The 15,566-nt window shown below is 56.2% G+C and carries 18 protein-coding genes; 12 read left to right on the forward strand and 6 right to left on the reverse strand.

Annotated features, from left to right (window positions below; all coding sequences use genetic code 11):
* Window positions 1–45: 45 nt before the first annotated feature.
* Window positions 46–1,008: an IS110 family transposase gene (locus ACLHV9_RS02900; RefSeq protein ID WP_407220067.1), complete on the reverse strand. Its 963-nt coding sequence runs from the start codon at window positions 1,006–1,008 to the stop codon at window positions 46–48.
* Window positions 1,009–1,256: 248 nt separating this feature from the next.
* Window positions 1,257–2,675 carry a PLP-dependent aminotransferase family protein gene (locus ACLHV9_RS02905; RefSeq protein ID WP_108089501.1) on the reverse strand — a complete coding sequence of 473 codons (1,419 nt, stop codon included), beginning with the start codon at window positions 2,673–2,675 and terminating at the stop codon, window positions 1,257–1,259.
* A 176-nt stretch (window positions 2,676–2,851) separates the two neighbouring features.
* On the opposite strand from ACLHV9_RS02905, the gene ACLHV9_RS02910 reads away from it, so the two are divergent.
* Window positions 2,852–3,013, forward strand: a complete 162-nt coding sequence (locus ACLHV9_RS02910) for a DUF1127 domain-containing protein (RefSeq protein WP_032666760.1) — start codon at window positions 2,852–2,854, stop codon at window positions 3,011–3,013.
* 86 nt (window positions 3,014–3,099) lie between these two features.
* Here the strand turns inward: ACLHV9_RS02910 and ACLHV9_RS02915 are convergent, their stop codons facing one another.
* Complete coding sequence (locus ACLHV9_RS02915) at window positions 3,100–4,488, reverse strand: PLP-dependent aminotransferase family protein (protein WP_108089502.1); 1,389 nt, start codon at window positions 4,486–4,488, stop codon at window positions 3,100–3,102.
* Window positions 4,489–4,590: 102 nt separating this feature from the next.
* Here ACLHV9_RS02915 and ACLHV9_RS02920 point away from each other — a divergent pair, with 102 nt between their 5' ends.
* Entirely contained in the window at window positions 4,591–5,070 is a 480-nt protein-coding gene (locus ACLHV9_RS02920) for a carboxymuconolactone decarboxylase family protein (protein ID WP_008501331.1), read from the forward strand.
* Here the strand turns inward: ACLHV9_RS02920 and ACLHV9_RS02925 are convergent.
* A complete protein-coding gene (locus ACLHV9_RS02925) occupies window positions 5,057–5,959 on the reverse strand; it encodes a LysR family transcriptional regulator (RefSeq protein ID WP_108089503.1) in 903 nt (300 codons plus the stop codon). The genes ACLHV9_RS02920 and ACLHV9_RS02925 overlap by 14 nt on opposite strands.
* Window positions 5,960–6,059: 100 nt before the next feature.
* On the opposite strand from ACLHV9_RS02925, the gene ACLHV9_RS02930 reads away from it, so the two are divergent.
* The 7 genes from ACLHV9_RS02930 (at window position 6,060) to ACLHV9_RS02960 (ending at window position 12,028) form a co-directional block, all read left to right on the forward strand.
* Window positions 6,060–7,475 carry an aldehyde dehydrogenase family protein gene (locus tag ACLHV9_RS02930; RefSeq protein ID WP_108089504.1) on the forward strand — a complete coding sequence of 472 codons (1,416 nt, stop codon included), beginning with the start codon at window positions 6,060–6,062 and terminating at the stop codon, window positions 7,473–7,475.
* A gap of 75 nt (window positions 7,476–7,550) precedes the next feature.
* Window positions 7,551–7,874, forward strand: a complete 324-nt coding sequence (locus ACLHV9_RS02935; protein WP_108089505.1) for an antibiotic biosynthesis monooxygenase family protein — start codon at window positions 7,551–7,553, stop codon at window positions 7,872–7,874.
* The gene (locus ACLHV9_RS02940; RefSeq protein WP_108089506.1) at window positions 7,867–8,265 is read left to right on the forward strand and encodes an amino acid-binding protein; all 399 of its coding nucleotides are present in this window, start codon (window positions 7,867–7,869) and stop codon (window positions 8,263–8,265) included. Before ACLHV9_RS02935 ends, ACLHV9_RS02940 begins: the two co-directional genes overlap by 8 nt.
* The gene (locus tag ACLHV9_RS02945; RefSeq protein WP_108089507.1) at window positions 8,237–8,932 is read left to right on the forward strand and encodes an ArsR/SmtB family transcription factor; all 696 of its coding nucleotides are present in this window, start codon (window positions 8,237–8,239) and stop codon (window positions 8,930–8,932) included. The genes ACLHV9_RS02940 and ACLHV9_RS02945 overlap by 29 nt, the downstream gene beginning before the upstream one ends.
* Before the next feature lie 495 nt (window positions 8,933–9,427).
* Entirely contained in the window at window positions 9,428–9,898 is a 471-nt protein-coding gene (locus tag ACLHV9_RS02950) for a MarR family winged helix-turn-helix transcriptional regulator (protein ID WP_049006216.1), read from the forward strand.
* Window positions 9,895–10,962, forward strand: coding sequence for an HlyD family secretion protein (locus ACLHV9_RS02955; protein ID WP_028016538.1), 1,068 nt, complete (start codon window positions 9,895–9,897; stop codon window positions 10,960–10,962). The genes ACLHV9_RS02950 and ACLHV9_RS02955 overlap by 4 nt, the downstream gene beginning before the upstream one ends.
* The gene (locus tag ACLHV9_RS02960; RefSeq protein ID WP_028016539.1) at window positions 10,952–12,028 is read left to right on the forward strand and encodes a DUF2955 domain-containing protein; all 1,077 of its coding nucleotides are present in this window, start codon (window positions 10,952–10,954) and stop codon (window positions 12,026–12,028) included. The genes ACLHV9_RS02955 and ACLHV9_RS02960 overlap by 11 nt, the downstream gene beginning before the upstream one ends.
* Here the strand turns inward: ACLHV9_RS02960 and ACLHV9_RS02965 are convergent.
* On the reverse strand, window positions 12,025–13,296 hold the full coding sequence (locus tag ACLHV9_RS02965; RefSeq protein ID WP_028016540.1) for a DUF445 domain-containing protein: 1,272 nt from the start codon (window positions 13,294–13,296) through the stop codon (window positions 12,025–12,027). The genes ACLHV9_RS02960 and ACLHV9_RS02965 overlap by 4 nt on opposite strands.
* A gap of 237 nt (window positions 13,297–13,533) precedes the next feature.
* On the opposite strand from ACLHV9_RS02965, the gene ACLHV9_RS02970 reads away from it, so the two are divergent.
* The 3 genes from ACLHV9_RS02970 to tssD are packed head-to-tail and all read left to right on the forward strand — an operon-like array spanning window position 13,534 to window position 14,900.
* Entirely contained in the window at window positions 13,534–13,896 is a 363-nt protein-coding gene (locus tag ACLHV9_RS02970) for a tlde1 domain-containing protein (protein ID WP_407220163.1), read from the forward strand.
* On the forward strand, window positions 13,893–14,408 hold the full coding sequence (locus ACLHV9_RS02975) for a hypothetical protein (RefSeq protein ID WP_229255525.1): 516 nt from the start codon (window positions 13,893–13,895) through the stop codon (window positions 14,406–14,408). Before ACLHV9_RS02970 ends, ACLHV9_RS02975 begins: the two co-directional genes overlap by 4 nt.
* Complete coding sequence (tssD, locus tag ACLHV9_RS02980; RefSeq protein WP_028016543.1) at window positions 14,409–14,900, forward strand: type VI secretion system tube protein TssD; 492 nt, start codon at window positions 14,409–14,411, stop codon at window positions 14,898–14,900. It begins immediately after the preceding gene.
* Between the two features lie 21 nt (window positions 14,901–14,921).
* On the opposite strand, the gene ACLHV9_RS02985 is transcribed toward tssD, so the two are convergent.
* Window positions 14,922–15,548 carry a LysE family translocator gene (locus tag ACLHV9_RS02985; protein WP_028016544.1) on the reverse strand — a complete coding sequence of 209 codons (627 nt, stop codon included), beginning with the start codon at window positions 15,546–15,548 and terminating at the stop codon, window positions 14,922–14,924.
* Window positions 15,549–15,566 lie beyond the last annotated feature (18 nt).

Genomic DNA, 15,566 nt, shown 5'->3' on the forward strand with positions numbered 1-15,566 from the left:
CACGGTTTTCTCCCTCTCCCGACGGGAGAGATACCGTCTTGCCGGTTATCCGGCAAGCGGTATTTCAGCATTAAATTCATGCCCGGATTTCACCACACCATAAGCCAGTTGCAGTAATTTCCTCATTCCGGCACATACTCGTTCTTTTCCTGTCTTTCCCCGGGCTGCAAGCCTGTCCATCAGGTTTTTCACCACCTCATTGCATCTTCCTGCCACAATCGCTGGCATATACAGTGCGCTGCGTAGCTCTGCATGGCCCACTTTCGACAGCCTGCTTTTTCCTTTCCACATCCCTGACTCACAACGACGCGGATTCAGACCGGCGTATGCCACCAGAGCTTTGCTGTCGCTGAACCGTCGCAGGTTACCTGCGAACGCCAGCAGGCTCACACTCAGCATGTCTCCTATTCCGGGGATACTCTTCAGTAGCTCCCGGTCCCGCTTCAGATCCGGGTTGTCATCGATGTGCCGGTTGATTTTCTTGTGCGTTTCTTCAATCAGTTCCTCCAGCATCGCAACGTGTTCATTCAGGGAAGGAACAATGACTTCATCCGCTGCTTCAAGACGATTTATCTCCATCTGACGCATCTCTTCCAGGTTACGCAGGTGGCGCACCAGAGCTGTCAGTTGCCGTTCGCTCAGCGGAGCAGGATGCCAGGGGGCGGGCTGATGCAGGGCGCAGTAGCGTGCTATCAGCGCCGCGTCGCTTTTGTCCGTTTTATTGCGGGTCAGTTCAGTGCTTGCGAACGCATGGATACGTGCCGGGTTTTCAAGGCTGACGCAGCAGCCATTATCGGCCAGCAGGGTGGCCAGTTCAGTGCTGTAGCAACCTGTTGCTTCCATGCAGACGTGGCAGTCGCCAAAACGTGCCAGCCAGTTCAGGAATTCACGGCATCCGGCAGACGTATTAGAGAATTTTTTGGTTTTGTACTTCTGATTTGGCAGCAGGACAGCAACATCAAATTTGAGTTTGGCAATATCAACGCCGACAGGGACAAGATTCATCATGGCACTCCGTAACCTTATGAATAATATCGCCGGACCATCCTTATATGTGGGTGCTCAGGGCACAGGATACCGTTCGGTCTTGAGGCGACAGGGAAACGGGTTACCGGGGCATAATCTCTCCCGCGGGCTCAGGGGCGCCAGGGCCGGGTGATGCTCACCGGTAACCTCCCGATGATCAATCGGGGATCTTCTCCGCCGGAGCAGAGAAGATCAATACATAAGGGCCGGGGTGAGGGCATCAGGCCGCACTAGCCCTCCTCCATCGCAATCACAATCGCCTCACCCATCTTCTTCAGTGCATCACGATTTTTTTCCGTCGGGGGCAGCGCCACGTTGATCCGCAGGCAGTTGCGATACTTCCCGGAGGCGGAAAACAGCGACCCGGCCGCCGCCTGGATCTTCAGCCGACACAGTTGTTTGCTGACGCACACCATATCCACTTTCTCTGGTAGCTCAACCCACAGCAGGAAACTTCCCTGCGGTCGCGTCACGCAAATCCCTGCCGGAAAATACTGCCGTACCCAGCAGGTGTAGGTTTCCATATTCTGCTGATAAATCTGACGCATACGGCGCACGTGGCGATGATAATGGCCGTCGCGAATAAACGCCGCCACCGCCATCTGGGTGCCGGGCACGTTAAAGCCACCTGCGGCGTATTTCATGTGCATCACCCGGTCATAATAGCGTCCCGGGACAATCCAGCCGACGCGCAGACCTGGCGCAACGGTTTTGGTAAATGAGCTACAGAGGATCACGCGACCATCAATATCCATCGAATGAATGGTGCGCGGGCGCGGGTACTCCGCCGCCAGCTCGCCGTAGATATCATCTTCCACGATCACGATGTCGTGCCGCTGGGCCAGAGCCAGCACCTGCTTTTTACGCGCTTCCGGCATGATGAATCCCAGCGGGTTATTGCAGTTTGGCACCAGGATCACCGCTTTAATCGGCCACTGTTCCAGCGCCAGTTCTAACGCCTCAATGCTGATCCCGGTTTCAGGATCGGTGGGAATTTCAATCGCCTTGATATCAAAGCCGCGCAGCATCTGCATGGTGCCGTGAAACGACGGCGACTCGACCGCCACGATATCACCCGGCTTGCAGACCGAGAGCAGGGCAATCGACAGCGCGCCGTGGCAGCCGTTGGTGATCACAATCTCATTCGCCGCTACGGTCGAGCCGCCATCCAGCATCAGGCGGGCGATCTGCTCGCGCAGCTCAAGACGGCCGTCAAGCACGTCATAGCTCAGCATCTCGCTCGGGTTATGCTGCGCAATACGGCTCATCTCGCGCCACAGAGGCTTCAGGCTCGGCTGGTTAATATCCGGCGAACCGCCACCGAAGGAGATCATCTCTTTGTCGGCGCGGGCATCAAGCAGCATCATCACCTCATCCCATTGTGTCACGTCCACGGGCCGCTGCACCGGTCGCGTCATGGCGGGAACGGGGGGCTGGGCTTTACGTTGTGAGACAAAATAGCCGGAACGCGGCTGGGGGGTGATCAGCTGGAGATTTTCGAGGATCTGATACGCCTGCTGTATGGTGCTGATACTCACGCCGTGCTCCTGGCTCAGCGCACGTACCGACGGTAAACGTTCTCCGCTGCGATACAGCCCTTGTTCAATGCGTTCTGCCAGAAGGTTGGCAAGATGTTGGTAGCGCGTCATGCTGTATCCTTTGTTTTCACCATACAGATTGTAAAACCAGTACAGATTGCCGCAAAAAACGGCATGCAGATACTGTTTTAGCGGATCTGTATGTTAAACAAAAGCTGTTTTTGAATCTGTATTGTGCATGCCGTTTTCCCTGATGATATCCCCACTGGCACAGCGAGGAGAGCATCATGGAATTCTATGAGAATCGTTCAAAACGTCCGTTTATTGCGTTTGTCTGGATCGCGAAAACGCTACGCAACTGGTACCGCATCAACCGTACCCGCCGCATTCTGAGTCAGATGAGCGACGAGCAGCTCAGGGATGTTGGGTTGTCGCGATATGATGTGTGATCCACGTCGCCGCCGGGTGGCGGCTGCGCCTTACCCGGCCTACTCGATCCCGTAGGCCCGGTAAGCGTAGCGCCACCGGGCGATTTTCAGCGCAACAGCGCAAGCGTCTGCCGTTTCGGCCTTTCCAGCAGCTCAATCGCCTCCTGATATGTCCGCACGTTGTTATACCCCATCACCAGCCCATAGCGTTTACCCGACCCGCGATACCATTCCGAAAGGGCATTCACCTGCAACTGCTGTTCCTGCCAGCAACGGGCGATTTCTCTGTCGCAACTGCCTTTCGCCAGAAAGGCCACGATATGCATCCCGCCATCGTTTTGCTCGGTGAAAAACAGATCGCCATACACCTCGCGCAGGGCGGCAATCATCCAGTCGCGGCGGGTCTGGTATAGCGCGCGCATCTTTTTCAGGTGACGGAAAAAATGGCCTTCGTTGAGAAACGCGGTGAGGATCTTTTGCGTCAGCACCGGTTGGCCGCTGGTGGTGATGTCAGCACAGTCGGTAAACGCCCCGACGGTGCTGGCGGGCATCACCACGTAACCCATGCGCAGTGACGGCATAATGGTTTTACTGAAGGTACCCATAAAGATCACCCGGTCATGCTGGTCGAGGCTTTTTAGCGAAGGCAGCACCTTACGGGTGTAGTGAAACTCCCCGTCGTAATCGTCTTCGATAATCCACGCTTCGTGCTGGCTGGCCCAGTCGAGAAGCTGCTGTTTACGCGGCAGGGAGAGCGTCACCGCCAGTGGGCTCTGGTGCGACGGGGTGACAATGACAAAACGCGCATCGCGATGGTGACGAAGTAGATAATCTGTGTCGAGGCCGCAGCGATCGACCGGCACCGTGTGCAGGCGCGGAACGATCCGCTTGAGTAACTGCTGGCCCATAAAGTAGCCCGGATCTTCAAACACCACCTTATCGCTGCGGCTGGCGAGGGTGTCGAGGATCAGGCGCAGGCTGCCGCTGTAGCCGCTGGTGATCAGCACCTGTTCGGCGCTGCAGGAGAGCCCGCGCGAGATGTTGAGGTAGCTGGCGATGGCCTGGCGCAGCGGATACCAGCCCGGAACGGGCGGGTTGAGCATCTCCTCCTGGCGCATGGCGCGCGTTGCCTGGCCTGCCAGCAGCAGCCATTTTTTATACGGGAAGCTGTCGAGCGCGGGGATGCCGGGTCGCAGAAAACCGGCCCGTTCGCGTTGGCTGATAAGCGATGCCGGAAGCGTGCCGGTGGGCTGTTCCGCAGGGGCATTTTTATCCGGTAACAGTAAATCCGGGTTGACCCGCGTGCCGCGTGCGCCCTGGCTCACCAGATACCCTTCGCCCGTCAGGATGGCATAGGCCGTTTCGACGGTTTTGCGCGCCACTTTCAGCTCTTCGGCCAGGACCCGTATAGCAGGCACTTTGTCGCCGGGCTTCAGCACGCCGCGCGTGATGTTGTCGCGATAGCGGGTATAGATCTCGTGATAGCCCGGCTTCATGTCCTACCTCATTTCATGGTTTTTGTATCTTTTTACTATGTCATGAACGGCGTAGATTTGCCTCATCGCATGACATATGCCGCACAAAAAAGAGGAAAGACAATGAGCACTCGCGTTAACCACCATAAAGCCACCCCCGCCCTCGCCAACGCGCTGTCTGCCCTGAGTATGGAGGTGGCGAAAACCTCCATCGACCCGGCGCTGAAACACTTGATCGACATTCGCGTGTCGCAGCTGAACGGCTGTACCTTCTGCCTGGATATGCACTCGAAAGAGGCCAAAATTGCCGGCGAGCGCGAGCTGCGCCTGTATCATCTGGCGGCGTGGCGCGAGTCCCCGCTGTTCAGCGCTCGCGAAAAAGCCGCGCTGGCCTTCACCGAAGCGCTGACCCAGATTGGCGTGCATGGCGTTAGCGATGCGCTCTACCGCAGCGTGGCGGAGCACTTCTCGGACGTCGAGATTTCAGAGCTGAACTTTGCCATCGTGGCCATCAACGCCTGGAACCGCCTGGGGATCACGTCCCGCATGGCACCCGGCTCGCTGGACGCGGCCTACGGGCTGAATAAGGCTAACCTGGAATAATCCCGCGCTCGCGGATCATCGCCACCAGCGCCCGTAGTCCTGGCGGGACGTGGCGGTGGCCGGGGTAATACAGGCGCAGCCCGGCAAACGGCTGCGCCCAGTCGTTCAGGACGCTCACCAGTTCTCCACTCTCAAGCTCTTCCCGAATATACAGTTCCGGCAAAAATCCCACGCCTAATCCCGCTTTCACGGCGCGAATCGAAGCAAAAAGGTCGGAGGTCGCAAAGCGCGGTGGCACGGCAAGCGCGTACGTTTCCCCCCGACGCGCCAGCTCCCAACGGTAGATCCCGCCGTGGGCCATACGCATACCGATCCCCTGGTGTTGCAGCAGATCGTCCGGCGTCTCGGGTATGCCGTGCTGGGCGAAATAGCCCGGCGTAGCGGTGACAAGCTGGCGGATCTCTCCGGTCAGCGGCACGGCGATCATGTCCTGAGGCACGGACTCTTCAAGGCGGATCCCCGCGTCATAGCCTTCAGCAACGATGTCGATCATCTTTGCTTCGCTTACTGTTTCCACGCGCATTTTCGGGTAGCGGATCATAAAGTCGATCAGCAACTGATCCAGGAATAGCGTGCCGATATTGTTTGGCACGTTCAGGCGCAGCGTTCCGGCGGGTTCCCCGGTATCGCTGTGGATCTCCTCGCTGGCGAGACGGATCTCCTGCAGGGCTGGGCCAATACGTGCCGCGTAGCGCTTTCCGGCGTCGGTGAGCGCTACGCTGCGGGTGGTGCGGTTAAAAAGGCGGATATCAAGGCGACTCTCCAGCCCGGCGATGGCATTGCTCACCGCCGTGGCGGACATCCCCAGCTCCTGCGCCGCGCCGCGAAAGCTACCGCGCCGCACGACGGCCATTACCACTTCCAGCTCTGTCAGACCTGAACGATGCATAGATTATCCTGAAAATCGAAACAACCCTTGCAGCATAGCGTGGATTATCGCAACGGAGAAGCCGTGCCAGACTGTCCTCAAACAGCCTCAGGAGGGTTATATGCACACTATCGAACAGATCTTTATTAACGGCGAATTTGTTACCCCGCACGGCACCGAACGGTTTGATTTGTACAACCCGGCGACGGCGCAGGTCATAGGGCAGGTTTGCCTGGCGGATGAGGTTGACGCAGAGCGCGCCATTGCGGCGGCAAAAGCGGCCTTTCCGGCGTGGTCGCAGACCACAAAGCAGGAGCGCATCGCAGCGCTGAAGCGTATGCACGCGGCTGTGGTGGCCCGTCATGACGATTTGCTGGAAGCCGTCATCGAAGAGTACGGCGCGCCGGCCTCGCGCTCGGCGTGGATGGCCAGCTATCCGGCAGATGTTATTGCTCAGGCGATAGAGGCGCAGGAGGCGTTTGAATTCGTTACCCTCGCAGGCGTAGCAACGGTGCAGATGACCCCGCTGGGTGTAGCCGGGCTGATTACGCCGTGGAACAGCGACGCGGGCTTTATCTGCGGCAAGCTGGCAACCGCGTTGGCAGCGGGCTGTACGGCAGTTATCAAGCCGAGCGAAATGTGCGCCCTGCAAACCCAGATTGTCACCGAAGCGCTGCGTGATGCCGCGCTGCCGCCGGGCGTGTTTAATATCGTCACCGGGCGCGGCGAGACGGTGGGTGACACCATCAGCCGCCATCCGGACGTGGCAAAAATTTCGTTCACCGGTTCGACGAATACCGGTAAGGCTATCCTGCGCAACGCGGCGGAAAGCTTTAAGCGCGTGACCCTGGAGTTAGGCGGTAAATCGCCGACGGTCCTGCTGGATGATGTGGATCTGGTTCAGGCGATCCCGCTTGTGATTCAGGCCGGGTTTATGAACAGCGGGCAGGGGTGTGTGGCCGGAACGCGCATTCTGGTGCCGCAGTCGCGTAAGTTTGAGATCGAAACCGCGCTGGCGCAGGCAGTGGCGGCGGTGAAATCCGGTGACCCGCGCGATAGCGAAACGGATGTCGGCCCGATGGTCAGCGAAAAGCAGTGGCAGCGGGTGCAGGGCTATATCCGCAAGGGCACAGAAGAGGGGGCACGCCTGCTGGCGGGCGGTGAAGGGCGACCGGAAGGCACGCAGGACGGCTGGTTTGTGCGCCCGACGCTGTTTGCGGACGTGAATAACCAGATGACGATTGCCCGCGACGAGATTTTTGGCCCGGTGCTGTGCGTGATCCCCTATCAGGACGAGGCGGAGGCTGTCGCCATTGCCAACGACACCGACTACGGCCTGAGCGCGATGGTGCTGGGCGGTGATGTTGAGCGTGCGCGTCGCGTGGCGCAGCAGATTGTCTCCGGTCGCGTGCTGATAAACACACTTGTTCATGAACCGAAAGCACCGTTCGGCGGGTTTAAGCACTCTGGCGTGGGGCGTGAGATGGGCGAGTGGGGGATTCGGGCGTTTATGGAGCCGAGGTCAATTCTGGGCTAAAACTTCGCTATTTACCGAAGCATTGTGCTTATCCATCCCGCATGCTCTCCTCAACATCACCACGGAGAGACCCTCATGATCGCAGTTATTTTCGAAGCCAAAGCCGCGCCAGCCCATCAGGCGCGCTATCTTCAGCTTGCCGCAGAGCTTAAGCCTTTGCTGGCCGACATCGACGGCTTTATTGATATCGAACGTTTTCAGAGCCTGACCACCGACGGCAAAATTCTGTCCCTTTCCTGGTGGCGTGACGAAGAGGCTATCCGTCACTGGAAGCAGAACGTTTTTCACCAGGCGGCGCAGGCTGAAGGACGGGAGTCAATTTTTGCGTACTACCGCATTCGGGTGGCGCAGATGGTGCGGGAGTATAGTTCCGAAACCGGAGGGCATGCCGATGTATGACCTTCACGTGATTTTCAGCGACAGGCCCGGTGAACTGGCGCGCTTTGGGCAACTGTTAGGCCGCAACGGCGTGGGGCTGGAGGGCGGTGGCGTATTTGGTACCGATGCCCATTTTCTCGTTGAGGATGGAGAAAAAGCGCAACGTGTTCTGATGGCGGCAGGATTTACCGTGCAGGCGGTGCGCAAGCCGATTATCAGGAAACTCAGGCAGGAGCGGCCTGGCGAGTTAGGCGACATTGCGGCGGCGCTGGCGGCACGCGGTGTGTCTATTCTTACTCAGTATAGCGACCACGCAAATCACCTTATTCTGCTGACGGATGATGATAAGCTGGCCGCAGAGATCACCGAACCCTGGGCGACCCATGTTAAAAACGAGCTTACCGCCAGATAACAGTGCGGTGCTGGAACAGGCCATTGCAGCGGTGGCGGCGGCAATGGCCGATCCGTCGCGCGTGAAGATGCTCTGCGCGCTGATGGACGGGCGCGCGTGGACGGCTACCGAACTGAGCGCGGCGGCAGATGTCGCACCGTCGACCGCCAGCGGGCATCTCGCCCGGCTGCTTGAAGGGCAACTGATTACTTGCCTGTCGCAAGGGAGGCATCGCTATTATCGCCTTGCCGGGCACGACGTGGCGGCGCTGGTGGAGCAGATGATGGGGCTTTCGTGGAGCCGCATTACTCCACCGGAAACCACCGCGCCGAAAGCCATGCGGGAAGCCCGGACCTGCTACGACCATCTGGCGGGTACGGTGGCGGTGCAGATCTACGATTTCATGCAGGCTGAAGGCTGGCTGGAGGCAGACGGTTTAGCGCTGACCCTGTATGGCCGGGAGCAGTTCCTGACGCTCGGCATTTCGTTAAGCGCTCATCCGCGGCGGAAGGCCTGCTGCGCCTGTCTCGACTGGAGCGAGCGGCGGTTTCATCTTGGCGGAGAGGCGGGCGCGGCGCTGCTTACTCATTTGGAAAGTAAAGGCTGGATCCAGCGGGTGGCGGGGTATCGGGAGGTGGTGGTGACGGCTTCGGGGAAGAGCGCTGTAAAGAGGCTTTTTAGCCGCTAAACTCCGCTGCGGGCTGAGGAATCCCAGTAATTTTTTACCTGAAGCGATTAACGTTTCTTCGGCAAAATTAACGGCTTACAGCAACTCCCTGGTCCGGCTGTAAATCGCCGAAGCGTTTCCGTAAGGCCGGGGCGAGGCGCAGGGATGCGCCGAGAGGGCGTGGCCTGCAGGGATGCAGGCTCATGCCCGACCCGATAGCCTGAAGGAATAAGCTGAGGGTACCGCGAAGCGGCGATTTACCGCCGGGAGCCCGGGTTGCCAGGGCGGCGGCGATTGAGCCGCCCTGGCACGTTCACAGGTCATGCTGTTATAGAGTAGCAATGAACATAAAGTGAACGGAATGACCACCAGAGTCGTATGTTCCCCCTCACCCCAGCCCTCTCCCTGTGGGAGAGGGAGAATATCGTTTTCGCAATTCCTGCGCTTTTACCTCTCGTTTCTTGATACTTACCCTGATAACTATTATCGTGACCGCGTGTGATGAGAGGTTTCCCCATGAGTGAAGAAGATCTGTTTAGCCGCAGGCCGATGGGCATGCGGATGGCAATGATCGTGCGTCAGTGGCGTGCCGTCATTGACGATGCCATTCTCGATACCGGATTAACCCAGTCGAGCTGGACAGTAATGATGCAGCTTCATCAACTTGGGGATAACGTCTCGGTGAGTGAACTGGCGGAGATGCAGGGGATTGAACTGCCGCCGCTGATGCGCACTCTGACACAGCTGGAAAAGCAGGGATACCTGCTGCGCTCCGTATCGCCTTATGACAAGCGTATCCGGCTTCTGACGCTGACGCCTGAGGGAAAGGCCATATTAAAAAGGCTTACTCAGGTGATTGAGACATATCAGACGCGTGTATCGCAAAACATCGCGCCGGAGCATATTGACATTTTCAGCGCCACCCTGAATCAATTCGCCTGCAATTTGCGGACAATCCGCGAAGAAGATAACAAGATCGAAAAATAATGACACCTGAACAAAAGTTTGCCCGCTGGGTAAGGGTGAGTATTGCCTCTTTCCTGCTGATGTTTGTCTACTTTATCGTCGCGGATATCTGGATCCCGTTGACGCCAGATTCCACCGTGATGCGTGTGGTGACGCCGGTTTCTCCGCGCGTCTCCGGCTACGTGGCGGCAGTTCACGTGCATAACAACAGCCAGGTGAAGAAAGGCGATCTGCTCTTTGAACTGGATGACACGCCGTTTCGCAATAAAGTGGAAGCGGCGCAAATTGCGCTGGAGCAGGCACGTCTTTCCAACGAACAGCTGGATGCGCAAATCGCCGCCGCGCAGGCCAACCTGAAAACCGCCGTGCTGACCGCGCGTAACGACAAAGTCACGTTTGATCGTTATCAGAAGCTGAGCACCCTGCAGAACGTTTCGCAGGCGGATCTGGATAAAGTCCGCACCACCTGGCAGAGCAGCGAACAGTCTGTCAGTTCGATTCAGGCCAATATCCAGAACCTTCGCATCCAGCGCGGCGAGCGGGACGAGCACCGCAACGTGACGCTGCAAAAATACCGTAACGCGCTGGATGACGCAGAGCTTAATCTAGGCTGGACGAAGGTCTACGCGCAGGCGGACGGTACGGTGAGTAACCTGCAGTTAAGCCCCGGTTTCTATGCCTCGTCAGGCTCAGCCGCGCTGGCGCTGGTGAACAACCAGACCGATATCGTGGCCGACTTCCGTGAAAAAAGCCTGCGTCATACCCATCAGGGCACCGACGCGGCCGTGGTGTTTGACGCCTTTCCGGGGCACGTCTTTCGCGCCCACGTGACCAGCAGCGATGCGGGGATCCTTGCGGGCCAGGAGGCCGTTAACGGCCAACTGTCAGAGCCGGAAACCTCTAACCGCTGGGTACGTGATGCCCAGCGGATGCGCATTCACGTGACGCTGGATGAAACGCTGCCGAAGCATCTGCCAACCGGGGCACGCGCGACCGTGCAGCTCTACAACAGTGAAGGCCCGTTTGCGCGCTTCTTCTCCGGGATGCAGATCCACCTGGTAAGCCTGCTGCACTATGTCTATTAATACGCTGGCGCGGGTATTTACCCCGCACGGTAATATCGTCTACACGGCAAACGATTTTCGTCAGACCCTGCGAATCGTGTTTGCCGGGATGATTGCCCTGAGCATCTCGAGTTTCTACAACACCAGCTACGGCGTGTTTTATGTGGTCTACCCGATCATGCTTCTGTCGCTGGTCCCGGTGTTTAACCGCCACGTGGCGAAGCAGTTTATCTTCAGCGCATCGCTAAACTGCGTTGAAATGGTGATTATCATCGGCTATCTGTCGCAATGGCCGCTTATTATGACGCTGGTGGTGTTTGCCCTGTACGTGATGCGTTTTCGCTTTATGAGCAAGGGGCCATTGTTCCTGTTCGGTTCGATGGGGGTGGTGTGTCAGAGCGTGATGCTCAACTTTATGAGTTACCCCACCACCAACTGGCACACGCTTTTGTTTTCCAACATCGAAGCGAGCATCATGGCGGTATGCCTGAGCGCGCTGATGAACTATCTCCTGCCGGATGTGGAGCCACGCAAGCCGCCACCGCTGATTGAGAAAGACGACGCCCGGGTGCGACACGAGTCGCTGCTCTCCGGCATCGTCGCGACGCTGATATTCGTGGTGTTTCAGATTAGCGATTTAAGCGATTCGCTCTCGGCGCTGATGGCGGGGATATTGATTCTGTTCCCGATGCACTATCGCGGCGCGGTGATGAGCTCCATCTGGCGCGTGGTCGGCGTAGTGCTGGGCTGTCTCTATATTCTTGTCGTCCAGCTTATCCTCTACGATCACAGCAGCCATATGCTGCTGATGATGCCACTTATTGGCCTCGGCCTGGCGTTTGGTGCGCGTCTGCATGTGATGGAGAAAGTGGGGGCCGGGGTGGGGTTTTCCAGCATCACCACCATCGGCATTATGTTCGGGCAGAACATGCACCCGGACACTGACCTGGTGTTCAGCGATCTCTATCGCATCACCTCCGTCACCTTTTCGCTTGTGGCGACGCTGACGATGATCTTTCTGGTACACCTGATCCTCAATCGCTTCGAGGCGACGCGCTACGTTATCGCGCCGCCCAATGAAGATTAGAAACTCAGTACGACGGGGAGTTGCGAGAGTAAAAACAGGATCAGGCCAATCGTCCCGCCCACCAGCGTGCCGTTGACGCGGATGAACTGCAGATCCTTGCCAATATTCAGTTCAATCTGGCGGGACATATCTTTGGCATCCCAGCTTTTCACCGTGTCGCTGATGTGCCGGGTCAGGAACGCGGCGAAATCCGGCGCCAGGCGATGCGCGGCCTGCTCCAGATGCTCGTTCAGCGACGCCCGCAGGCTGGCGTCGTTTGACAGCGTTTCGCCAAACCACAGCCCGGCGTTGGCGATGCGCTGCTTCACGCGCGAATCCTCACTTTGCATATCCGCTTTCAGCCACTGGCGCAGGTCGGCCCACATTTCCCCCAGATAGCGGTTAAACGCCTCATCGTTCTTCAGATAGTGCTTGATGTTGTCGGCTTTCGCCGCCATCTCCGGGTCATTTTTCAGGTTGTCGATAAGCTTCAACGTGGCGCGGTCGAACGCCTGGCGGATCTGGTGCGTGCGGTCGTGGCTGATATCGTCCAGCAGCGTATTTACCGCGTTCGATACCATCTCCGCACTCTGGTCACCTAGCCACTCGGTGGGAAGCACCATCGCCTTGCGCGGATGCTCGGTCTTCAGCCAGTGGACAATCTGGTCGGCAATAAAGTCCCGCGTGCTTTCCCGCTGAATCAGGGTAATCAGGCGGTTGATGATGGCGTCCAGCAGCACCTGGTGGCGGTTATTTCTGGTCATGCTTTCGAGGATCACGGCGCTGGTTTCGGTGAAGTCGACCTTGTCGATGGCTTTATGCACCGCGCGCTTGAGCAGACGCTGGATACGTCCGTCGTCGGTGAGTTCGAGAAAACCGCTCATCACCTGCATCAGATGCAGCCCGACGCGCTGGGCGTTGTCTGGTTTACTGAACCAGGCACCGATCATCTGTGCGGGTTCATAGCGGCGGATCAACGCCACCAGCGACTGGGTATCAAGAAATTTTTCCTGCACGAACTGGCCGAGATTGTCGCCGATCCTGTCCTTATTGCGCGGGATAATTGCCGTATGGCGCGAGATGAAGGGAATGGGCACTCTGCGGAACAGCGCAACCACGGCAAACCAGTCTGCCAGCGCGCCGACCATCGCCGCCTCGGCAATGGCCTTCACGCCGCGCACCCAGAAGGTCTGCGGCAGGAACAGGGTGGTGATAAACGCCGCAGAGGCCAGCAGTAGCAGCGACAGCGCCAACAGCTTGGCGCGCTTGAGTTCAGTAATTTTTTCCATGGGGTAAGGATAGAGGGAATTGAACGAAAAATGCAAAGCTGGTGTATGGGGAGGTGTCTTAAAATGAACAGACATTTATTATCCGATAAATATATACATTACAATTATTCATTATTAATTTTTCTATATTTTTTGTGCTTAACTCTTCTCGAATGTAAGGTTTTGTGATTGATGTGGTAATTTTTGCTCTTTATTAATATTAAGGTGGGTTAATTTTAATGACAGGGAGCAAGGTTAATGACATGGGAATATGAGATTTCTACAGGGATATTAAGTCACAATGGTGAGTTTATTGCCCGCTGCTATAGCGGTGCCGGTGAATCGAAAGACAAACCTGAGTGTGAACGGCAACGAAACAAAGGCCCTGTTCCACGTGGTATTTATTTTATTGCCGGATGGAATAATCACAAAAGTGCTGAGGCGATTATTCTTGAACCTATAGCGGGGACCAATACTTTTGGTAGGAGTTATTTTCAAATTCATGGTGATAAGAAAGGGCAACCGCCAGGTTCTGCGTCAGCAGGTTGCATTATTATGAATGGACAGGATAAGCGTCATCTGATTTATAATTCGGGTGACACAATACTGGTGGTGAGATGATGAAATATTTCATTGTTTTTTTCTTCTCGTGTTTTTCAGTAGTGTTATTGGCAAAAGATCACTCTCCTGAGCAGATTATGCAGATGATAAATAACAAAGGCGCCAGGAGTGTTGTGGATAATCTGTATTCAAATGATAGTGAAGGGTCGGAATGGTGGAACCATGTAATTCCGGAGATAAGTAAAGGAGCCCATGCATGGTTAGTCGTAGCGAGTGCCATCGAACCCGGGGTGGACGCCGGTACCGCTGAAGATTTAAAGGCGGCGCTTTCAGAAGCCATCCCACATAACCCTGAGGGAGTCTTAGCAATCTTAAAAGACGATAAACCGTTGCTCACTATTGAACAAATCTGCTCTTTTGCTAATTTTCCGGAGACAGAAGCAGAGAGTAATAAGCTTTATGTAGATTCAATCAGGGAAATTTTTAAGGTTAACAACCCTAAGGGTAAAAGATGTCTCGCTGTTATGATCGCTACTGTTGAAAACTCAGTTCCATTCGAAAAGGATAATTAAATGGCCATCCCAGGATATATGTCCTTAACGGACGATGCGGGTAATATCATAAAAGGTAGCGTAAAGGTTAAAGACCGTGAAAACCAGATTGAAGTCTTAGGACTCTATCATAACGTAAGTTATAACTCTGATCTTCATAATGGCAGAGTGTTGAGTAAATGCCAGCATCGCCCATTTCTTATTGAAAAGGAAATTGATGCTTCCAGTGTTCTGCTATACAAAGCACTGAGTACGGGAGGCACACTCAGGAAAGTGGCTATCGACCTTTATCGAATCAACGATGCCGGTCAGGAAGAAATCTATTTCACGATAACGCTGGAAGCGGTAAATATCGTCACATTGTTTTCATTGATGCATGACGTGAAAGATACTTATCATGAAAAACAGGGGCATCTTGAGCTTGTTTTGCTTCGTTATGAAAAGATTACCTGGCATTACCGTGACGGCAACGTTATTCATACGGATGACTGGGATTATCGGTTAGGGGTTTAAGAAGGGCCTGTGAAAATCCTTTCATAGCAACCGCCACAACACCCACCCACCAAACCCCATCAGCACTACTCCTGCCGCGCGCTCAATCAACCACAGCGAACGGCTGAGCTTCTGTTGCACCGCCGATAGCCCCATCAGCGACACCAGCGCCAGATCCCACACCAGAACCACCATCACCATCCAGACGCCGCAGGTCGCCTGCTGAAGCAGCGTGACGTCCGGTCCCAGTAGCGCCGTCATCAGCGCCAGATAGAACAACGCATTCTTCGGATTAAGCAGCGCGGAACCGAGCCCCAAAAGAATCTGCTTACGCAGTGAAGGGAAGCGCTGGTGAGTTTCATTCAGCGCCAGTGCCTGCGGTCGGCTGCGCACCAGATGCGAGCCGATCCATAGCAGGTACAGCGCCCCGCAAAGCTCGATAAGCGTAAATAGCCACGTAAACTGGCGCAGCGCGCTCCAGCCGATAATGACCAGTAAGATATACAACCCGTTGCCCGTAGCGATGCCGACGCACAGCCCGGCGCTGCCGCGTAACCGATAGCGCGCCGAGTAGCCCACAAGCAGGAAGAAATCCGGCCCCGGGCTTAACAGGGCAACAAAATGCGCCAGCGCCAGGGCGAGAAAAGCGGAAGGGAAGAACAGTTCCATAGCGACCTCAGAATGCAA

Source organism: Enterobacter sp. CPE_E890 (genome assembly GCF_046521475.1).
Lineage (GTDB): Bacteria > Pseudomonadota > Gammaproteobacteria > Enterobacterales > Enterobacteriaceae > Enterobacter > Enterobacter adelaidei.